The 20,114-nt window shown below is 67.6% G+C and carries 19 protein-coding genes; 10 read left to right on the top strand and 9 right to left on the bottom strand.

The features are described from left to right. Positions 1-6: 6 nt before the first annotated feature. The 4 genes from glpR to JO236_RS12355 form a co-directional block, all read right to left on the bottom strand. A complete protein-coding gene (glpR, locus tag JO236_RS12370) occupies positions 7-1,053 on the bottom strand; it encodes a gephyrin-like molybdotransferase receptor GlpR (RefSeq protein WP_293330109.1) in 1,047 nt (348 codons plus the stop codon). A 306-nt stretch (positions 1,054-1,359) separates the two neighbouring features. After that, on the bottom strand, positions 1,360-2,013 hold the full coding sequence (locus JO236_RS12365; protein ID WP_293330106.1) for a GNAT family N-acetyltransferase: 654 nt from the start codon (positions 2,011-2,013) through the stop codon (positions 1,360-1,362). A gap of 21 nt (positions 2,014-2,034) precedes the next feature. Continuing rightward, on the bottom strand, positions 2,035-3,330 hold the full coding sequence (gene glp / locus JO236_RS12360) for a gephyrin-like molybdotransferase Glp (protein WP_293330103.1): 1,296 nt from the start codon (positions 3,328-3,330) through the stop codon (positions 2,035-2,037). Positions 3,331-3,373: 43 nt separating this feature from the next. Then, complete coding sequence (locus JO236_RS12355; RefSeq protein ID WP_293330100.1) at positions 3,374-4,312, bottom strand: UTP--glucose-1-phosphate uridylyltransferase; 939 nt, start codon at positions 4,310-4,312, stop codon at positions 3,374-3,376. Between the two features lie 77 nt (positions 4,313-4,389). Here JO236_RS12355 and JO236_RS12350 point away from each other — a divergent pair, with 77 nt between their 5' ends. The 4 genes from JO236_RS12350 (at position 4,390) to mscL (ending at position 6,633) form a co-directional block, all read left to right on the top strand. Beyond that, complete coding sequence (locus tag JO236_RS12350; protein WP_293330097.1) at positions 4,390-4,983, top strand: 5-formyltetrahydrofolate cyclo-ligase; 594 nt, start codon at positions 4,390-4,392, stop codon at positions 4,981-4,983. A gap of 84 nt (positions 4,984-5,067) precedes the next feature. After that, complete coding sequence (locus JO236_RS12345) at positions 5,068-5,397, top strand: FmdB family zinc ribbon protein (protein ID WP_293330095.1); 330 nt, start codon at positions 5,068-5,070, stop codon at positions 5,395-5,397. A gap of 66 nt (positions 5,398-5,463) precedes the next feature. Further along, positions 5,464-6,141 (top strand): SAF domain-containing protein, encoded by a 678-nt coding sequence (locus JO236_RS12340; RefSeq protein WP_293330093.1) that lies wholly within the window; start codon positions 5,464-5,466, stop codon positions 6,139-6,141. Positions 6,142-6,174: 33 nt separating this feature from the next. Beyond that, the gene (mscL, locus tag JO236_RS12335) at positions 6,175-6,633 is read left to right on the top strand and encodes a large-conductance mechanosensitive channel protein MscL (protein WP_293330091.1); all 459 of its coding nucleotides are present in this window, start codon (positions 6,175-6,177) and stop codon (positions 6,631-6,633) included. A gap of 90 nt (positions 6,634-6,723) precedes the next feature. Here the strand turns inward: mscL and JO236_RS12330 are convergent, their stop codons facing one another. The 5 genes from JO236_RS12330 to rpmF all read right to left on the bottom strand — a co-directional run bounded on the left by JO236_RS12330 (position 6,724) and on the right by rpmF (position 11,239). Next, complete coding sequence (locus JO236_RS12330; protein ID WP_293330089.1) at positions 6,724-7,257, bottom strand: MogA/MoaB family molybdenum cofactor biosynthesis protein; 534 nt, start codon at positions 7,255-7,257, stop codon at positions 6,724-6,726. A 2-nt stretch (positions 7,258-7,259) separates the two neighbouring features. Next, positions 7,260-8,714 (bottom strand): S1C family serine protease, encoded by a 1,455-nt coding sequence (locus tag JO236_RS12325; protein WP_293330087.1) that lies wholly within the window; start codon positions 8,712-8,714, stop codon positions 7,260-7,262. Positions 8,715-8,800: 86 nt separating this feature from the next. Continuing rightward, on the bottom strand, positions 8,801-10,321 hold the full coding sequence (locus tag JO236_RS12320; RefSeq protein WP_293330085.1) for a HAMP domain-containing sensor histidine kinase: 1,521 nt from the start codon (positions 10,319-10,321) through the stop codon (positions 8,801-8,803). Further along, positions 10,321-11,007, bottom strand: coding sequence for a two-component system response regulator MprA (gene mprA, locus JO236_RS12315; RefSeq protein WP_293330083.1), 687 nt, complete (start codon positions 11,005-11,007; stop codon positions 10,321-10,323). Before mprA ends, JO236_RS12320 begins: the two co-directional genes overlap by 1 nt. Positions 11,008-11,065: 58 nt before the next feature. Continuing rightward, on the bottom strand, positions 11,066-11,239 hold the full coding sequence (rpmF, locus tag JO236_RS12310; RefSeq protein WP_293330081.1) for a 50S ribosomal protein L32: 174 nt from the start codon (positions 11,237-11,239) through the stop codon (positions 11,066-11,068). Between the two features lie 333 nt (positions 11,240-11,572). Here rpmF and JO236_RS12305 point away from each other — a divergent pair, with 333 nt between their 5' ends. The 6 genes from JO236_RS12305 to JO236_RS12280 all read left to right on the top strand — a co-directional run bounded on the left by JO236_RS12305 (position 11,573) and on the right by JO236_RS12280 (position 20,028). Next, a complete protein-coding gene (locus tag JO236_RS12305) occupies positions 11,573-13,249 on the top strand; it encodes an acyclic terpene utilization AtuA family protein (protein WP_416362229.1) in 1,677 nt (558 codons plus the stop codon). Further along, on the top strand, positions 13,246-14,394 hold the full coding sequence (locus JO236_RS12300; RefSeq protein WP_293330077.1) for an acyl-CoA dehydrogenase family protein: 1,149 nt from the start codon (positions 13,246-13,248) through the stop codon (positions 14,392-14,394). The genes JO236_RS12305 and JO236_RS12300 overlap by 4 nt, the downstream gene beginning before the upstream one ends. Positions 14,395-14,464: 70 nt before the next feature. After that, a complete protein-coding gene (locus JO236_RS12295) occupies positions 14,465-16,060 on the top strand; it encodes an acyl-CoA carboxylase subunit beta (protein WP_293330075.1) in 1,596 nt (531 codons plus the stop codon). Between the two features lie 5 nt (positions 16,061-16,065). After that, a complete protein-coding gene (locus JO236_RS12290) occupies positions 16,066-18,048 on the top strand; it encodes a biotin carboxylase N-terminal domain-containing protein (protein WP_293330073.1) in 1,983 nt (660 codons plus the stop codon). After that, positions 18,045-19,220, top strand: a complete 1,176-nt coding sequence (locus tag JO236_RS12285; RefSeq protein WP_293330071.1) for an acyl-CoA dehydrogenase family protein — start codon at positions 18,045-18,047, stop codon at positions 19,218-19,220. Before JO236_RS12290 ends, JO236_RS12285 begins: the two co-directional genes overlap by 4 nt. A 10-nt stretch (positions 19,221-19,230) precedes the next feature. Beyond that, the gene (locus JO236_RS12280) at positions 19,231-20,028 is read left to right on the top strand and encodes an enoyl-CoA hydratase family protein (RefSeq protein ID WP_293330069.1); all 798 of its coding nucleotides are present in this window, start codon (positions 19,231-19,233) and stop codon (positions 20,026-20,028) included. Positions 20,029-20,114 lie beyond the last annotated feature (86 nt).

Here is a 20,114-nt window from a genome sequence, read left to right as displayed (position 1 = left end):
CGCCGGCTACTGGCCGACCGCCCGCGGAAGGTCCCGGGGCCAACTGTAATTACGCATCGGCATGGCGTAGTCGAGGTGCTCGAAGATCGGATCCTCGTCGTCGATCTCCAGGACCACCGCACCGGGACGCCGCAGCCGCGACGGGACCAGATCGTATTCGCGGTCGTAGGCGTTTTCCACGCCCAGCCGCGCCCGCGCCATCCGCTGCACCCGACGCCGCCGCACCCTCTCCTCGATCCGGGTCTGCCGGCGCAGGTAGGCGAGGTAGAGCATGGTCATCGCGGTGGCGCTACCGCAGACCCACCAGGCGGTGCGAGTCACCTCGAACGCGGCGGCGGCCGAACCAACCAAGACCACCGCCATCACCATCAGCACGCGCTTGCGGAAGGTGTATTTGCGGGCGCTGACCGCCACGGCCGTCTTCGTGTCGTAGCGACGCTTTCTTGAGCCTGGCGCGGGGACCGGTGCGGCAAACCCCTCTTCGTCGTCGTCGGCCTCGGGCTCCAAACCCGAAGAGTCCTCGACGTATCCGTACCGATCGTCGTCGACCTCGTCGACGTCCTCCGCCTCGGCTTCGGGCTCGTCGGCATCGTCCGCCGGCTCGGGTGCCAGGGCGCTCACACCCGCGGGGAGGGCGCCCGAATCCTCGACCACGTCGACATCCAGGTAGTCGGGCTCGGAGGACTCGGCGACCGGAATCCTCATCACCACCGGACGCGAGCCTTGCCCGTCGTCGGCCTCGACGCACTGCTCTTGCTCCTTGTCGTCCCGGGCGAGGTCCTGTTCGGCGTCCGCGTCGGCGAAATGACCGTCGGTCGGTTCGTCATCCCACTCCTCCTCCGGCCGCCAGTCCGGGTCGCTGCGGTGACCCGCGGCCGGACCGCCCCGCTTGAGCAGGCGCGCGCCGGCACTCCCGTTGAGCACCCGGGTCGCCAACGCCACATCGCTGGTGCGGCGGACCGCGTCACGTTTGCTGATGAGCATCGGAACCAGCACGAACAGCCAGAGCACCACGAGCGAGATCCACAACAACGACTGCGGGATGCTGGGCATGACGACCTGCTCTCTTCGGTTCCGCTTCCGCGAGGCCAATCGCTGGCCGACGCGGCCGGGTCACTGTGACCAGGGCAATTACACACCTGTAATTTGCCTCTTTCAAGCATCACACGCCACACATGTCACGTTAGCCACAGATTTATTGCGACTTCCTCAAGCTTGGCGAGCCGTAGCCCGCCGAGATTGCCGCCATGGTCGTGATTGGGCGCTGATCACAGCCCTGGCGGCAATCTCGACGCAGGCCACGACGCACGCCAGGCCGAGGCCGGCGCAGGCCGAGGCCGACCCCGGCGCGGCGGGCCTTCACATCCAACTGGCGTGTCCGGCGCGGACCAGCGCCGACGCGACGGAGCCGTACACCTCTTCGACGGTCAGGGCCACCAACAGGTGGTCCCGCCAGGCCCGGTCAACTTCGAGATAGCGGCGCAGCAGCCCCTCCTCGCGGAATCCGACCTTAGCCAGCACCGCGCGACTCGCCGCATTCTCCGGCCGCACGGTGGCCTCCACGCGATGCAGCCTGACCGGACCGAAGCAGTGGTCGAGCCCCAGCGCCAACGCTCCGGTGGCCACGCCGCCGCCGGTCGCCGAGCTCGCCACCCAATACCCGATCCAGGCCGACCGCAATGCGCCGTGCGTGACGTTGCCGATGGTCAACTGACCGCAGAACTCCCCGTCGAGTTCGATGACGTAGGGCAGCATTCGACCGTTGCGGGCCTCCGAACGCAGGCCCGAACACACCCCGGCCCACGCGGCAACGCTGTGCCGGACAGTCCAGTCGCCATCGGTGCTGGGCTCCCAAGGCTCAAGGTGCTGGCGGTCGGCCAACCGCGTGCGACTCCACTGGGCGCCGTCACGAATCCGCACCGCCCGCAGGCGCACCACGCCCGCGGCCACCCGTAGCGGCCCGGCGCCCTGTGGCCACCCCGGATGACGGGAACTGGAGCGCAGGAGTTTCACGAGAAGGTGCCGTAGTCGTGCTCAGCCGTGCTGGGCCAGGAACGCGACGTCGACGATCTCACCGGTACGAATCTGCTCGGCCCCGGTGGGAACCACGACCAGACAGTTCGCTTCGGCCAGCGTCGCCAACAAGTGCGAGGACGCCCCGGGGGCTCCGCCCAGGGCCTGCACCAAATATTCACCGGTCTCCTGATCGCGCATCAGCTGACCACGCAGATACCCCTTGCGGCCGGCCACCGAGGTGATCGGCGAGAGCGTGCGGGCCTGCACGATCCGGCGCATCGGCTGGCGCTTTCCCAGCGACAACCGGATCAGCGGCCGCACCATCACCTCGAAGACCACCAGGGCGCTCACCGGGTTGGCCGGCAGCAGAAACGTCGGCACGCCCTCGCGTCCCAGCTGGCCGAAACCCTGGACCGAACCGGGGTGCATGCCGACGCGAACGACCTCCATCTCGCCCAGGCTGGACAGCACCGAGCGAACCGCCTCGGCGGCGGCGCCCCCTACTCCCCCGGCGATGACCACGACCTCGGCGCGATTGATCTGGCCCTCGACGATTTCACCGAGCTCTTTGGGGTCATTGCTGACGATGCCCACACGGTTCACCTCCGCGCCGGCGTCACGACCGGCGGCCGCCAGGGCATAGGAGTTGACGTCATACACCTGACCGTTGCCCGGGCTGCGGGAGATGTCGACCAGCTCGCCACCGACGGCCATCACCGACAGTCGCGGGCGCGGGTGGACCAGCACCCGCTCGCGTCCGACCGCCGCCAGCAACCCCACCTGAGCAGCACCGATGATCGTCCCGGAGCGCACCGCGACGTCACCGGGCTGCACGTCGTCACCCGCACGGCGAACGTAGGCGCCCGAGGGCGCCCCACGCAGCACCCGCACCCGGGACATCCCGCCGTCGGTCCACCGCAGCGGCAGCACGGCATCGGCCAGCGTCGGTAGGGGGGCCCCGGTCTGCACCCGCGCGGCCTGCCGCGGCTGCAGCCTGCTGGGCGTGCGGGCACCGGCTTCGATGGTGCCCATCACCGGCAGGATCACCCCGCGCCCTTCGGCCCCCTCGGCCTCATCGGCTGGGACGACCGGGTCGGCTGGGTCGGCGACCGGCGGCTCGCCGACACCGGCCACATCCACGCTGCGCACCGCATACCCATCGATCGCAGCCTGGTCGAAACCGGGCAGGGGCCGCTCGGTCACCACTTCCTCGGCGCACATCAATCCCTGCGCCTCGGCTATGGCAACACGTATCGGCCGCGGGGCTACCGCAGCGGCCGATATCCGAGCTTGCTGTTCCTCCACAGAACGCACACGCGCGCCTTTCTGCCGTCAAGCCCGGCTTCTGGTCGCCCGGCTAATGCTCGGTCAGGCCCAATCGCGCCACCAACCACCGCCGCAATTCCGGGCCGTAGTCGTCACGATCCAATGCAAAGTCAACCGCAGCCTTGAGGTAGCCGCCGGGATTTCCCAAGTCGTGTCGAGATCCGCGGTGCACAACGACATGCACCGGGTGGCCCTCGGTGATCAGCAGCGCGATCGCATCGGTGAGCTGTATTTCGCCGCCGGCGCCGCGGTCGACGCGGCCCAGCGCGTCGAAGATGGCCCGGTCAAGCACGTAACGACCCGCCGCGGCGTACATCGACGGAGCGTCTTCCCGCTTGGGCTTTTCCACCATGCCGTTGACCCTGAGCACATCGGGATTCTCAATGCCCGGCACCGGCTCGACATCGAAGACGCCGTACGCGCTGATCTCCTCGGGCGCCACCTCGATGGCGCACAACACCGAGCCACCGTGCTGGGCCCGCACCTTCGACATCGTCTCCAGGACGCCCGTCGGCAGCACCAGGTCGTCCGGGAGCAACACCATGACGGCATCCTCGTCGGCCGCCAGCGTGGGCTCCACGCATCCGATGGCGTGCCCGAGGCCGAGCGGCTCGGCCTGCACGACCGACTCGACTTTGATCAGCGCCGGGGCGCGCCGCACCTTGGCCAGCATCGCTTGCTTGCCACGCGCCTCCAGCGTGCCCTCCAGGACCAGGTCCTCGACGAAGTGCGCGACGACGCCATCCTTGCCCTCGGAGGTGATGATCACCAGGCGTTCGGCGCCGGCCCCGGCGGCCTCGGCGGCCACCAGCTCGATGCCCGGTGTGTCGACCACGGGCAGCAGCTCCTTGGGCACCGTCTTGGTAGCGGGCAAAAAGCGCGTGCCCAGGCCGGCCGCGGGAACGATCGCCGTGAACGGGATCGGGACTTCCGGGCCTGCAGAGCTAACCGGGCTCGAGAGACTTGACATCGAACACAACCTTAACCTGCATCCGGTTTGGCCGAGTCGATCGAGGCGAGAAAGCCCGAGCTGTCATCGTGGAAGGCGTGGCCACCCCCGATAAGTCCGCGTTGCGGCGAGAACTGCTGGCCGCCCGCGCCCGCGTTGCCGACGACGTTCGGCGTGCCGAGGCCGAAATGCTCACCGCGCAGCTAGCCGCGCTGGTGAACCGTGACAGCACGATCTGCGCGTATGTGCCGGTGGGCACCGAACCCGGGTCCACCGGCATGCTCGACGTTTTGCTGCAGCGCGCCGGGCGGGTGCTGCTGCCGGTCGCGCGGACCTCGGCCGACGACACCCCGTTGCCGCTGCGCTGGGCCGAATACCGGCCGGGTGGCCTGGTCCGCGGGCGCTGGGGACTGCTCGAGCCGTCGGAGCCGTGGCTGCCGGAGTCCGCGCTGGCCGAGGCCAACTTCGTACTGGTGCCTGCCCTGGCGGTTGACCGCACGGGCGTGCGGCTGGGTCGGGGTCGCGGCTTCTACGACCGCTCGCTGGGCCAGCGGCACCCGCAGGCACGGTTGGTCGCGGTGGTGCGTGACGTCGAGTTGGTCGACGAGCTTCCGTTCGAGCCGCACGACGTGCGGATGACGCACGCCCTTACTTCACAGCGCGGCCTGGTGGCCCTGCCCAGGCGGGAATGAGTGAGCTCACCTGGCGGTTCTAGCACTTGAAACGGTAGAGTGCTAACGAGGCTGGCGTTCTTCAGTCGAGATCCGGAGGTTTTTGTGCCGACCTATAGCTACGAGTGCACCGACTGCGGCAATCGTTTCGACGCCGTGCAGTCGTTCACCGACGATGCGCTCACCACCTGCGAGAAGTGCTTCGGTCGACTGCGCAAGCTCTTCAATTCCGTGGGCGTCGTCTTCAAGGGCAGCGGCTTCTACCGCACCGACAGCCGCGCCGCGGACGACAAGTCGAAGAGCTCGACCAACGGCTCGTCGACGAGCGACTCGGCAAAAAGCTCGGAGGGCTCGGGCTCCAGCGACAGCAAGTCGCCGGCGTCGACCGAGAAGTCAAGCAGCTCCACGGCATCCACCGCCGCCGCTTCCAGCTAAGCGGGTTATCCACAGCCGGCTTTCCCACCGACACCGTCGGCAGCGTGCCGCGCCTACCGTTGCGGCGTGGGTGAATCATCGCTGAATCCAAGCCTTTTGAGCCGGTTGGCGACGTCGTTACGCCCAGACTGGACTCGGACGGTACTGGCTCGGCGCGTGGTCGCGGGCGCACTCGTCGTGCTGGCCGGCGTGGCGACGCTGCGGTCCAACCCGGACGGCGACCGCGCCGACGTGGTAGTGGCCACGCATGACCTGCACCCCGGCGCCGAGGTGAGCGCCGAGGACGTACGGATCGAAAGGCGTTCCACCGCAACGGTTCCCGACGGATCGCAAGCCGAGCTGAGCGCGGTCGTCGGAGCCACGTTGGCCAGCCCGACGCGGCGCGGTGAAGTGCTGACCGACGTCCGGTTGCTGGGTAGCCGGCTGGCCGAAGCGACCGCGGGGCCGGGCGCGCGGATTGTGCCGCTGCACCTGGCCGATAGCGCGCTTCTCGATCTCATCCGGGTCGGCGATGTGGTCGACGTGTTGGCCGCACCGGACACTGGCCCGGGCGGCGCGTCGCCGGTCGCCTCCCCCGTCTCCAAGGTGGTGGCCACGGACGCGGTGGTTGTGCTGGTGTCTGCCAAGCAGAAGATCCAGGCGGCCGACGACGACCGCGTAGTCTTGGTTGCGCTGCCGGGTCGGGTGGCGAACGCGGTGGCCGGCTCGGCGCTTGGTCAGACGGTGACCCTCACCCTGCACTGAGCGGAGATGTCGGGTGGAGAAAGGGAGGTCCACATGCTCAAAGGGTTCAAGGAATTTCTCTCGCGGGGCAATATCGTTGACCTGGCCGTCGCGGTCGTCATCGGCACGGCGTTCACCGCGCTGGTGAAAAGCTTTACCGACAGCATCATCCAACCGCTGATCGAGCGGATCGGCGTCAAGCCGGATTCGCACTTCAACAGTTTGAGTATCGATATCGGCGGTCCGAAGCCCATCGACCTGAATCTCCTGCTGTCGGCAGCGATCTACTTCGTCCTGGTCGCGGCGGTAGTGTACTTCTTTGTCGTGCTGCCGTATAACACGTTTCGCAAGAGGGGTGAGGTCGAGCAGGCCGACGACGCCCAGATCGTGCTACTCACCGAGATCCGCGACCTGCTCGCCCAGACCAATGGGGAGTCGTCGGGCAAACACGTCGGGAGCGCACCTACCCCGGATCACGGGCCGCGCGCGGAGGCCGAAGAAGCCCAACGCTAACCCGCCCTCGCTACTCGCGAGCGTGCGTGTCCGCACGCCGACACGCCGCGAAAGGTGTGCATCTGCGCACGCTCGCGCCAACGAAGCGGCTTAGATCTCCAAACTTGACAACTGGCCAATGATCTGGGCCGCCAACGGATTCAGCGTCGCCATGCCGTCGCGCACCGCGTAGCGCGAACCCGCGAGGTTCACCACCAAGGTGCTGCCGGACACGCCGGCCAGACCGCGTGACAAGCCGGCATCGGTGATGCCCGCGGACAGCCCCGAGGCGCGGATGGCTTCGGCGATGCCGAGGATCTCCCGGTCCAGGATGTCGCGGGTGGCCTCGGGGGTGACATCGCGCGGGGTCACGCCGGTGCCGCCAACCGACACCACCAGGTCCACCCCACCGATCACCGCGGTGTTCAGCGCGTTGCGGATCTCGACCTCGTCGGCCGCGACCGCCACCACGCCGTCGACCACGAACCCGGCCTCGGTCAACAGCTCGGTGACCAACGGCCCGCTGTGGTCCTCGTCGCCGTGCGCGGTGCGATCGTCGACAACGACGACCAGCGCCCGGCCAACTACCAACTCCGCGCCCTTTTCCATGGGTGCCACCGTATATCCGAGCTCATCGACTCTCATCACTAATCCGCCTTGCCGAGGGTGACTTGCACTGTGCGACTTCCACCGTTGTCCTGAAAGGTCAGCGAAACCTTGTCGCCGGGCGCCTTGGACCGCACGGCGGCTACCAAAGCGTCGGCACTGTTGATCGGGCGGTCGTCGACCTTGGTGACGATTACCCCTTTGGGCACACCGGCATTGGCTGCCGCGCCACCCTGGACCACATCCATGACCTTGGCGCCCGGTGTGCCCTTGTCCGTTGTCACCTGCACGCCCAGTGAGGCGTGCGTGGCCTTGCCGGAGCTGATCAACTCGTCGGCGATCCGCTTGGCCTGGTCGACCGGAATGGCGAAGCCCAGACCGATCGAGCCGCTCTGCGCATCCTGCGAATCCGCGCCCAGGGTCGCGATGGCGGAGTTGACCCCAACCAACTGCCCACTCATGTTGACCAGCGCGCCGCCGGAGTTACCCGGATTGATCGCGGCATCGGTCTGAATCGCGTCGAGGACGGTGTTCTGGTTGCCCGACTCCCCCGTCGTGGAGACCGGCCGGTTGAGCGCGCTGACGATGCCGGTGGTCACCGTGCCCGCCAAACCCAGCGGCGACCCGACCGCCACCACCGACTGGCCGACCCGCAGATCCGACGAGGACCCCATTGCGATCGGGGTGAGGCCAGAGACGCCCTGGACCCTCACCACGGCGATGTCGCTGGTGGGATCGGCGCCGACGACCGTGAACGTCGCGGTCCGACCGTCCGAGAACGTCACCGTCGTCTTTGGTGCCGCGGAGCCGGCAGGCGGTTTGGCGGCGGCGGCGATGACGTGGTTGTTGGTCAAGATCAGCCCGTCAGGCGAAAGGATGATGCCGGAGCCCTCCTCGGAGGCTCGGCCCAGGTCGGTCTCCAGCATGACCACGCTGGGCACCACTTTTGCTGCGACCTGCTCGACGGAGCCCTGCGGCATGTTCGCTGTCGGGACGCTGGACGCGGCCCCGGTCACCAGACCGCCGATGCCGCCGGCGCCGGAGTGGTGACCCAGCTCGACCACCGTCGCCGCCGCGCCACCGATACCGGCCGACACCACCGCGATCGTCAGCGCGCCGATGGCCAACATGCCTGCGCGAGGCCGCCTTTCGCGTACGACGGGGGGATAGGGAGACAGCGGCGGCAGCATTCCGGGAATCGGACGCGCTCCGGTGCCCGCGGGAATGGGTCCCGGTCCGGTGCCCCCGGGTATCCGACCGAGCCCCGCGCCTCCGGGCATCGGGCCGGGCGCGGTGCCACCCACCGTCTCGTACGACGGACGGTACGGGCTTTGCTGCGTATGTGGTTGCGGCGCCTGCTGCGGGTGCGGCTGTTGATACCGCCAGTCGAACTGGCTGTAAGTCGGCTGCCCGGCATAGGCAGGGGGCACGGGCTGATTAGGCGCGCGGTATCCCGGCTGCTGCGGCGGTGGCGAATACCCCGGGTGATTCGTCATGTCGCTAGGTCGCTCTTTCTCTACTTCTGCCTTTGGCTGGCTGCTTGTCAGCTCAGTTCCCCTAGGCAGTTAACAGTAACCGTCAACTACCTTGCCCGCGCGGACTGAGAATCCACTGAGATAACGTTCGTTGAAGCCCGAGAGTTCGAGCCGTCAACCGCCGCCTCGGCCGCGCCCCACGGATGTGGGGCGCTTGGCATCCGGCGACCGGGTAGCAGCACATAGATCGAGGTTCCCGGCGGCTGACCGCCGGGCACGGTGTCTTCGACGCGCAGCGAGCCGCCGTGGTTGAGCACCACCTGTTTGACGATCGCCAGCCCCAAGCCCGAACCCGGCATGGCCCGTGCCGCCGCCGCGCGGTAGAACCGTTCGAACACCAGCCGTCGATCCTGAGGCGGAATGCCAGGGCCCTGGTCGGAAACCACGAGCTCGGCGTGCGACGGATCCAGCTGTCTCAGGGTGACACCGACGTGACCGCCGGGCGGACTCCACTTGGCCGCGTTGTCCATGAGGTTCAGCGCGGCCCGCGACAACCCCGCGGCGTCGCCGTAGACCTGCCAGGGAGTTACCTCGACGTCGAAGCGAATGTCGTTGCGCCGCCGCCTAACCCGCTCGAGGCTGCGGTCGATGACCTCGGACATGTCCACCGGCTCATGCACCACCTGGCCCACGTCGTCGCGGGTGAGATCCACCAAATCGCCTACCAGCGTGGACAATTCCTCGATCTGGGCCAGCACGTCGGCCCGCAGGTCGACCATCTCCTGCTCCGGCAGCCGCGGGGCACCGGGCTCCATGGAGGCCATCAGCAATTCCACGTTGGTGCGCAGTGAGGTCAGCGGGGTGCGTAGTTCGTGTCCTGCATCGGTGACCAGCCGCGCTTGCCGTTCCCGCGACTCGGCCAGTGCCCGCAGCATCAAGTTGAAGGCCTCGGTGAGCCGGGCCAATTCGTCGCTGCCGAACACCGGGATGGGCCGCAGGTCGTCGGTGCGTGCCACCCGCTCAGCTGCCTCGGTGAGCCGACCCACCGGACGCAGGCCCGCCCGGGTGACCATGCCCCCGGCCACGGCGGCGACCGCGACCCCAATGCCGCCGACGATCAACAGGACCGCGCGCAGCTTGGTCATCACGGCCTCGGTCGGCCGCAGACTCTTGGAGATGATCAGCGAACAGCCGTTGGGCAAGTGGATGGCAAGTATCCGCTGGTCCGACGCGGTGCGCCGGGACATGAACAGATCGCCCCGGATCACCGCCTTTTCGGCCGAACCCACCGGAAGCGTCTGGCCGGGCTGTTGGGCGGTGTAGATCGAATGGCCAGGGTTCACCAGCATCGCGTTGACGTCCGAATAGGCGGTGCCCTCGATGGCCTTCCCTGGGTCGGCGGCCAGCGAGCCACTGGTGATCAGCAGCTGCGCGCGGCTTTGTAGCTGGTTGTCGATGTCGCTGTAGAGGGCCGCAGAGATCACCGCGTAGACGGCGAAGGCCATCAGTACCACGACCATCGCCACCATGGACATCGCCAGCAGCATCACCCGCCATCGCAGGGACAGCGAGCTGGTAGCCCGGAGCGGAGGTCGCCCCCGGCTACCGAACCGGCGAAACGAGACCATCAGGGTGGTGTCTCGCGTAGCACGTAGCCCACACCGCGCACCGTGTGAATCAGCCGCGGCTCGCCGTCCGCCTCGGTCTTGCGGCGCAGATACCCGACGTAGACCTCCAGCGCATTGCCCGAGGTCGGAAAGTCGAATCCCCACACCTCCTCGAGGATGCGGCTGCGGGTAAGGACCCGGCGTGGGTTGGCGATCAGCATCTCCAGCAACGCGAATTCGGTGCGGGTCAGGCTGATTCGGCGCTGCCCGCGGGTGACTTCGCGGGTCACCGGGTCCAGGGCCAGGTCGGAGAACGTCATGGCCACCGACTCGGCTTCGTCATCGGGCTTGGTGCGGCGCAGCAGCGCGCGCACTCGGGCGAGGAGCTCCTCGAGGGCAAACGGCTTCGGCAGATAGTCGTCAGCGCCCGCGTCCAGCCCCGCGACCCGTTCGGAGACGGAGTCGCGGGCGGTCAGCACCAGAATTGGTAGGTCATCGCCGGTGCTGCGGAGCTGACGGCACACCTCCAGGCCGTCCAGCCGCGGCATCATAACGTCCAGGACCAGCGCATCGGGCCGATCACCGGCAATCATCTGCAGCGCCTCGACCCCGTCGTGAGCCAATTCGACGGAGTAGCCGTTGAAGGAAAGTGACCTGCGCAGCGACTCGCGCACTGCGCGATCGTCGTCGACGACAAGTATTCGCACGCTGACTAGTTTCGTACCAGCGCCTGAGAGCGGCCTGAGAGGCGCGCCGTGTATTCGATTAGCGCTTGTCGAGGTCGATCAGGCCGAGGCGGGCCGCCTTGAGCAGCCGGCGCGGCACTTTGTGCTGCTGGCCGGCTACGGTCACGCCGACCAGCTCGGTTTTGCTGGCCTTCCACTGCGAGCGCCGGCTTCGGGTATTCGCGCGCGACATCCTGCGCTTGGGTGTGGCCATGGTCGGGCCTTACTCCTCGTTCGGGGTTCTCGTCCGGCGTGTCGCACAGCCTGCTGGGCCGGTCAGCGACTTGTTGTGGTCAAGGATAGTCGCTGACCTGCTGGTCACCAAAACGCGGCTGGTCCACCAGCGTAGCGGTACTGCGAGATCCGGCGGCGTCCCTTCACTGTGGCGTTACGCCCGCGACGCCCACCGGGGCGTTGCGCCCGCTACGCCCACCGAGGCCGGGTATTCACGCCGCTCTCGACATCCGACTATGCTGACCTACCGGTTGGTTGGTGCGCCGCCAGGAATCCCAGCGGAGGGAGGCTCGCTGTGTCCGATGCCGTCCTCATCGGCAACTGCTCGGGTTTCTACGGCGACCGGCTCTCGGCCATGCGGGAAATGCTGACCGGCGGTGAGCTGGACTACGTCACGGGCGACTACCTGGCCGAGCTGACCATGCTGATCCTCGGCCGCGACAAGATGAAACACCCCGACCGCGGTTATGCCAAGACTTTTCTGACCCAACTCGAAGACTGCCTGGGCCTGGCACTCGACCGGGGGGTGCGCATCGTCGCCAACGCCGGCGGCCTGAATCCCGCCGGGCTGGCCGACGCGGTACGAGCCTTGGCCGAGCGGCTGGATATCTCGGCGCGCATTGCCCACGTCGAGGGTGACGACGTGGCGCCCCGCGCCGCCGAACTCGGGCTCGGGACGCCGCTGACCGCGAACGCCTACCTGGGTGCCTGGGGCATCGTCGACTGCCTCAATGCCGGAGCCGACGTCGTGGTCACGGGCCGGGTCACCGATGCCTCGGTGATCGTGGGGTCCGCGGCTGCGCACTTCGGCTGGGGGCGCACCGATTACGACCAGCTGGCCGGCGCGGTGGTCGCCGGGCATGTCATCGAATGCGGGGTTCAGGCCAGCGGCGGCAACTACGCCTTCTTCACGGAAGTGCCGGACCTCAGCCACGCCGGTTTCCCGCTGGCCGAGGTCCACGCCGACGGCTCGTCGGTGATCACCAAGCACACCGGCACCGGCGGCCTGGTCAGCGTCGACACCGTCACCGCACAACTGCTCTATGAGATCACCGGCGCCCGGTACGCCAACCCCGACGTGACGGCCCGGATGGACACGATCGAACTGTCCTCCGACGGAGCGGACCGGGTGCGCGTCAGCGGCGTGCTCGGCGAGCCACCGCCGCCCACGCTCAAGGTGTCGCTGAATAGCATCGGCGGCTTCCGCAATGCCATGACCTTTGTGCTGACCGGGCTGGACATCGAGGCCAAGGCCGCCCTGGTGCGAGGTCAGCTGGAGTCCGCACTGACCGTCAAGCCCGCCGAACTCGAATGGACCCTGGCTCGCACCGACCACCCCGACGCCGACAGCGAGCAAGCCGCCAGCGCGCTGCTGACTTGCGTGGTCCGCGATCCCGACCCCGCCAACGTGGGTCGCCAATTCTCCTCGGCTGCAGTCGAATTGGCCCTGGCAAGCTATCCGGGCTTCCATCCGACCGCCCCGCCGGGCGACGGCCAGGTCTACGGTGTGTTCACTCCCGGCTATGTGGATGCCGCCCAGGTGCCACACATCGCGGTGCACGCCGACGGCACCCGCACCCAGATCCCCTCTGCCACCGAGACTTTAGCGCTGGCACCCGTCGAGTCCCCGGTCCTGCCCGATCCGTTACCGAAAGGCCCGACGCGACGAGTGCCGCTGGGTGTCATCGCCGGCGCCCGCAGCGGCGACAAGGGCGGCTCGGCCAACGTCGGGGTATGGGTGCGCACCGAGGAGCAATGGCGTTGGCTGGCCAACACGCTGACCGTCGAACTACTCAACGAACTGCTGCCCGAGACGGCCGACTTCGGGGTCACCCGCTATCTGCTGCCCAACCTGCGCGCGGTCAACTTCGTCATCCAAGGCATCCTCGGCCAGGGCGTGGCCTACCAGGCGCGCTTCGACCCGCAGGCCAAGGGGTTGGGCGAGTGGCTGCGCAGCCGCCACGTCGACATTCCGGAAAGGTTGCTGTGAACATCTGGACCACACCGGAGCGTGAACAATTGCGAAAGACGGTGCGCTCCTTCGCCGAACGCGAGATCCTGCCCCATATCGAGGAGTGGGAGCGCAGCGGGGACCTGCCCCGCGAATTGCACCGGCGCGCCGGGGCCGCCGGATTGCTGGGTGCCGGCTTTCCCGAGGCGGTCGGTGGTGGCGGCGGAGACGGCGCCGACGCCGTGGTGATCTGCGAGGAGATGCATCAGGCCGGCGCGCCGGGCGGGGTGTTCGCGTCGCTGTTCACCTGCGGCATCGCGGTGCCCCACATGATCGCATCGGGCGATCAGCGGTTGATCGGGGAGTTTGTGCGGCCGACGCTGGCGGGCGACAAGATCGGCGCGCTGGCCATCACCGAGCCCGGTGGCGGCTCGGACGTCGGGCACTTGAGGACCACAGCCGTGCGGGACGGCGATCACTACGTCGTCAACGGCGCCAAGACCTACATCACCTCCGGGGTGCGCGCGGACTTCGTCGTCACCGCCGTGCGCACCGGGGGGCCCGGCGCAGGCGGGGTTTCGCTGCTGGTAGTGGAGCGGGGCACTCCTGGCTTTGAAGTCACCCGCAAGCTGGACAAGATGGGGTGGCGCTCGTCGGACACCGCCGAACTGTCCTACACCGATGTGCGCGTACCGGCGGCGAACCTCGTCGGCGCCGAGCACAGCGGATTCGCCCAAATCGCCCAGGCGTTCGTCTCCGAGCGCATCGCCCTTGCCACGCAAGCGTATTCGAGTGCGCAGCGGTGTCTGGACATCACCGCGCAGTGGTGCCGCGACCGGGAGACCTTCGGCCGTGCATTGATTTCGCGGCAATCGGTGCAAAACACGCTCGCAGAAATGGCCCGCCGCATCGACGTCGCGCGGGTCTATGCGCGCAATGTCGTGGAGCGCCAGCTGGCCGGCGAAACCAACCTGATTCCGCAGGTGTGTTTCGCTAAGAACACCGCCGTCGAGGCCGGCGAATGGGTTGCCCATCAAGCGGTTCAGCTGTTCGGCGGCATGGGTTACATGGCCGAATCCGAAGTCGAACGTCAATATCGGGACATGAGGATACTGGGGATAGGCGGGGGAACCACCGAAATCCTGACCGCACTGGCCGCCAAACTCCTGGGGTACCAATCGTGATTACAGCGCCTGTTCCCGGTACGCGGGAGATACCGCCTCATCGCTGCGCTCTGCATCGTCGGCGGTGGTCATGACCGCGCTGCAATCGACGCTCGACCCGCACTCTGCCGCCTATGCCGAGGCGGCGTCGGCGGCGGCGACCAAGCTCGACGAGATTGCCGCTGAGCTCACCAAGGCGCTGCAAGGCGGCGGGCCCAAGTATGTTGAACGCCACCACGCGCGGGGCAAACTGACTGCGCGGGAGCGCCTCGAGTTGCTCGTCGACCCGGACTCGCCGTTCCTCGAGCTGAGTCCGCTGGCCGCATGGGGCAGCGCATTCACGGTCGGTGCCAGCACGGTCACCGGCATCGGTGCGGTCTGTGGCGTGGAATGCATGATCGTCGCCAACGATCCGACGGTCAAGGGCGGCACCAGCAATCCGTGGACCTTACGAAAGATCCTGCGGGCCAACCAGATAGCCCTGCAGAATCGGCTTCCGGTGATTTCGCTGGTGGAATCCGGCGGAGCGGACCTGCCCACCCAGAAGGAGATTTTCATCCCCGGCGGCCAGATGTTCCGCGACCTGACCCGGTTGTCGGCCGCTGGAATCCCCACCATCGCCTTGGTTTTCGGCAACTCCACCGCGGGCGGAGCCTACGTGCCGGGAATGTCCGATCACGTGGTGATGATCAAGGAACGGTCAAAGGTGTTTTTGGCCGGACCACCGCTGGTAAAGATGGCCACCGGCGAGGAGTCCGACGATGAATCGCTGGGCGGTGCCGAGATGCATGCCCGAATCTCGGGCTTGGCCGACTACTTCGCGCAGGACGAGCTCGACGCCATCCGGATCGGACGCCGTATAGTGGCCCGGCTGAACTGGGTCAAGGAAGGCCCCCGGCCCGGACCCGTCGTCGAGCCGCTGTTCGACGCCGAGGAGCTGATCGGGATTGTCCCCGCCGACCTGCGCATCCCGTTCGACCCTCGGGAGGTGATCGCCCGCATCGTCGACGGCTCCGAGTTCGACGAGTTCAAGCCGATGTACGGGTCGTCGCTGGTAACCGGCTGGGCCCGGCTGCACGGCTACCCGCTGGGTATCCTGGCCAACGCGCGCGGCGTGTTGTTCAGCGAGGAGTCGCAGAAGGCCACGCAATTCATTCAGCTGGCCAACCGGTCCGACACGCCACTGTTGTTCCTACACAACACCACCGGCTACATGGTGGGCAAGGACTACGAGGAAGGCGGCATGATCAAGCACGGCTCGATGATGATCAACGCCGTCTCCAACTCGGCCGTCCCGCACATCTCGGTGCTGATCGGCGCATCCTACGGCGCGGGCCATTACGGCATGTGCGGGCGGGCCTACGACCCGCGGTTCCTATTCGCCTGGCCCAGCGCCAAATCCGCGGTAATGGGCGGCGCCCAGCTGTCGGGCGTGCTGTCGATCGTGGCCCGCGCGGCCGCCGAAGCCCGCGGCCAGCACTACGACGAAGCCGCTGATGCTTCCATGCGCGCCGCGATTGAGGGCCAGATCGAAGCCGAGTCGCTGCCGCTGGTGTTGTCCGGGATGCTCTACGACGACGGGGTGATCGATCCACGAGACACCCGCACCGTGCTGGGAATGTGTCTGTCCGCCATCGCCAATGGCCCGATCAAGGGGACGTCGAACTTCGGCGTCTTCAGGATGTGAACCCGATGCCGATCACGCGAGTATTGGTCGCCAACCGGGGTGAGATCGCCCGGCGGGTCTTTGCCACCTGCCGGCTACTGGGCCTGGGCACCGTCGCCGTCTACACCGAGCCGGATGCCGCCGCGCCGCACGTCGCGGAGGCCGACTACCGCGTGCGGTTGGCCCGCACGAGCGACTACCTCAACACCGAGGCCCTCATCGCCTGCGCTCGTGCCGCCGGCGCCGACGCGGTCCACCCCGGCTACGGATTCCTCTCGGAGAACGCCGAATTCGCCGCGGCCGTGCAGGATGCGGGCCTGACCTGGGTCGGGCCGCCGGTGGAGGCGGTGCGGGCGATGGGCTCCAAGATCGAGTCCAAGAAGCTGATGGCCGCCGCCGGGGTGCCGGTGCTCGACGAGCTGGACCCCGACACCGTCACCGACGCCCAGCTGCCCGTGCTGGTCAAGGCTTCCGCGGGTGGGGGTGGTCGGGGCATGCGGGTCGTTCGCGAATTATCCACCCTGCCAGGCGAAGTCGAGGCCGCGCAGCGCGAGGCCCAGTCGGCGTTCGGCGATCCGACCGTGTTCTGCGAGCGTTATCTGCCGACCGGACACCATATCGAGGTTCAGGTCATGGCCGACACACATGGCACGGTGTGGGCGGTCGGTGAGCGGGAGTGCTCGATTCAGCGCCGCCACCAGAAAATCATCGAAGAGGCGCCGTCACCGCTGGTGGAGCGCACATCTGGGATGCGGGCCAAGCTTTTCCATGCCGCACGGCTGGCCGCGGGCGCGATCGGATACACCGGCGCCGGGACGGTCGAGTTCCTGGCCGATGACGACGGCGAATTCTACTTTCTGGAGATGAACACCCGGCTGCAGGTCGAGCACCCGGTCACCGAGGAAACCACCGGGCTCGACCTGGTGGAACTGCAACTCGAGGTCGCCGACGGGGCCCGTTTGGACGCCGAACCGCCCGCCGCGAAGGGGCATTCGATCGAGGCCCGACTCTATGCCGAGGACCCCGCACGCGGGTGGCAACCGCAGGCCGGCCGGGTGGACACGATCGACGTGCCCGGTGTCCGCGCCGAATTCAGCGCGCTCGGACGGCGTACCGGGATCCGGCTGGATTCGGGCATTGTCGACGGATCGGTGGTATCGATCCACTACGACCCGATGCTGGCGAAGGTCATTTCCTACGCCCCGACGCGCCGACAGTCCGCGCTGGTCCTCGCCGACGCGCTGGCGCGCTCTCGGCTGCACGGGCTGCGTACCAACCGTGAGCTGCTGGTCAATGTACTGCGTCATCCGGCATTCCTCGACGGCGCAACGGACACCGCGTTTTTCGACACGCACGGTCTGTCCGAGCTGGCCGCTCCGCTCGCCGACGCCGACGCCGTCGCGTTATCGGCGATCGCCGCCGCGCTGGCCGATGCCGCCCAGAACCGGGCCGCGGCAAAGGTTTTCGGCGCGGTCCCCAGCGGGTGGCGCAATGTGGCGTCGGGCTACCAGGTAAAGGTTTATCGCGATGATGCCGATACCGAGCACCGCGTCGAATACCGGTTTACCAGAACAGGATTGGCGCTGCCGGGAAACGAGTCGGTGCAACTGGTTTCGGCCTCGCCAGATACGGTTGTGCTGGCCGAAGAGGGTGTGGCGCAGAGCTTTAGGGTCAGCCGTTACGGCGAAGACGTCTACGTCGATTCCGTGCGTGGACCCGCGCACCTGGTCGCGCTGCCGCGCTTCCCGTTGCCGGGTTCGACCGTCGAAAAGGGCTCGCTGGTTGCGCCCATGCCCGGCAACGTCATCCGGCTCGGCGCGCAGGCCGGCGACACCGTGACTGCCGGTCAGCCATTGATCTGGCTGGAGGCCATGAAAATGGAACACACGATCACCGCGCCGGGCGACGGGGTACTCACCGAGCTCAACGTCACGCCCGGTCAACAAGTCGAAGTCGGCGCCGTCTTAGCGAGAGTCGAAGCGCCTGCAGCAGAGGGAGATCCGCAATGATCGATACCAGTTTCATCGAAAACGAGGAGCGTCAGGCGCTGCGCAAGGCGGTGGCCGGGTGGGTGTCGCACTACGGCCACGAGTACTACCTGGAGAGGGCGCGCGCCCACGAGCACACCACCGAGTTATGGTCCGAAGCAGGAAAACTGGGCTTCCTCGGGGTGAATCTGCCCGAGGAGTACGGCGGCGGCGGAGCCGGAATGTACGAGCTGTCACTGGTAATGGAGGAGATGGCGGCCGCCGGCAGCGCGCTGCTGCTGATGGTGGTATCGCCGGCCATCAACGGCACCATCATCAGCAAGTTCGGCACCGAGGAGCAGAAGAAGCGGTGGATCCCAGCTATCGCCGACGGCTCACTGACCATGGCGTTCGCGATCACCGAACCCGACGCCGGATCCAACTCCCACAAGATCACCACCACCGCCCGCCGCGACGGCAGCGACTGGATTTTGCAGGGCCAGAAGGTCTTTATCTCCGGCGTCGACCAGGCCCAGGCGGTGTTGGTGGTGGGGCGCACGTACAAAGACACAGGGGCTAAGCCCGAGTCGCTCCGTCCAGCTTTGTTCGTGGTGCCCACCGACACGCCCGGCTTCAGCTATACCCCGATCGACATGGAGCTGATCAGCCCCGAACGCCAGTTCCAAGTCTTCCTCGACGACGTGCGGCTGCCGGCCGATGCGCTCATCGGAGCCGAGGACGCCGCGATTGCACAGCTTTTCGCGGGCCTGAACCCAGAGCGCATTATGGGCGCTGCCAGCTCGGTGGGCATGGGCCGCTTCGCACTCGAGCGGGCCGTCGACTACGTCAAAACCCGCAAGGTCTGGTCCACCCCGATCGGCGCGCATCAGGGCCTGTCACATCCGCTGGCGCAGTGCCACATTGAGGTCGAGCTCGCCAAGCTGATGATGCAAAAGGCGGCGACGCTCTACGACAGCGGCGATGACGCGGGCGCGGCCCAGGCTGCCAACATGGCGAAATATGCTGCGGCCGAAGCGTCGACGCGCGCCGTCGACCAGGCGGTGCAGTCGATGGGCGGCAACGGTCTGACCAAGGAGTACGGTGTTGCCGCGATGATGACCTCCGCCCGGCTGGGCCGCATCGCCCCGATCAGCCGCGAGATGGTGCTCAACTTCGTCGCACAGACGTCCCTGGGCCTGCCCCGAAGCTACTGAAGCCCTACTGATGGACACGCTGGTCGAGTACGCCTGCGCTGGCCCGGTCGCGCGGTTGACGCTGAACTCTCCGCACAACCGCAACGCGCTGTCCAGCACGCTGGTCGGTCAACTGCATCAGGGTTTGCGGGACGCCGCGGCCGATCCGGCGGTGCGAGTGGTGGTGCTGGGTCACACGGGTGGCACCTTTTGCGCCGGGGCCGACCTAAGCGAGGCCGGCGGCGGTGATCCATTCGACACGGCCGTGGCACGGGCCCGCGAGATGACGGACCTGCTGCGCGCCATCGTCACGTCTCCGCTGCCGGTGATCGGCGCCATCGACGGGCACGTCCGGGCGGGCGGGTTCGGTCTGCTCGGTGCGTGCGACCTGGTGGTCGCCGGTCCGCGTAGCACCTTCGCGCTGACCGAGGCCCGGATCGGCGTCGCCCCGGCCATCATCTCGCTGACGCTGCTGCCGAAACTCTCCGCGCGAGCCGCCGCGCGCTTTTATCTGACCGGCGAGACGTTCGACGCGGGGGTGGCCGCCGAGATCGGCCTGGTCACGGTCGCGGCCGACGACGTGGAGACCGCGGTGGCCGCGCTGGTCGCCGATGTGGGCCGCGGCTCCCCGCAGGGTCTTGCGGCGTCCAAAGCGCTGACCACCGCGGCGGTGCTCGAAGGATTCGACCGCGACGCCGAACGTCTCACCGAGGAGTCGGCGCGGTTGTTCGTCTCCGACGAGGCCCGCGAGGGCATGCTGGCATTCCTGCAAAAACGCACACCCAATTGGGCCGCTGGTGATGCCGCGCCAAGAGACAAGTTCAATTAGACCCGTGCTCAGTAAGAGCGTCCAATCCCGTTACCAAGATTGCAGTTTAGCCAACACCTCTTGCAGCAAAATTGTGAAGTCGTACG

This window comes from Mycobacterium sp. (assembly GCF_019247635.1).
Classification (GTDB): Bacteria; Actinomycetota; Actinomycetes; order Mycobacteriales; family Mycobacteriaceae; genus Mycobacterium.
This window is presented reverse-complemented; position numbering and strand designations above follow the sequence as displayed.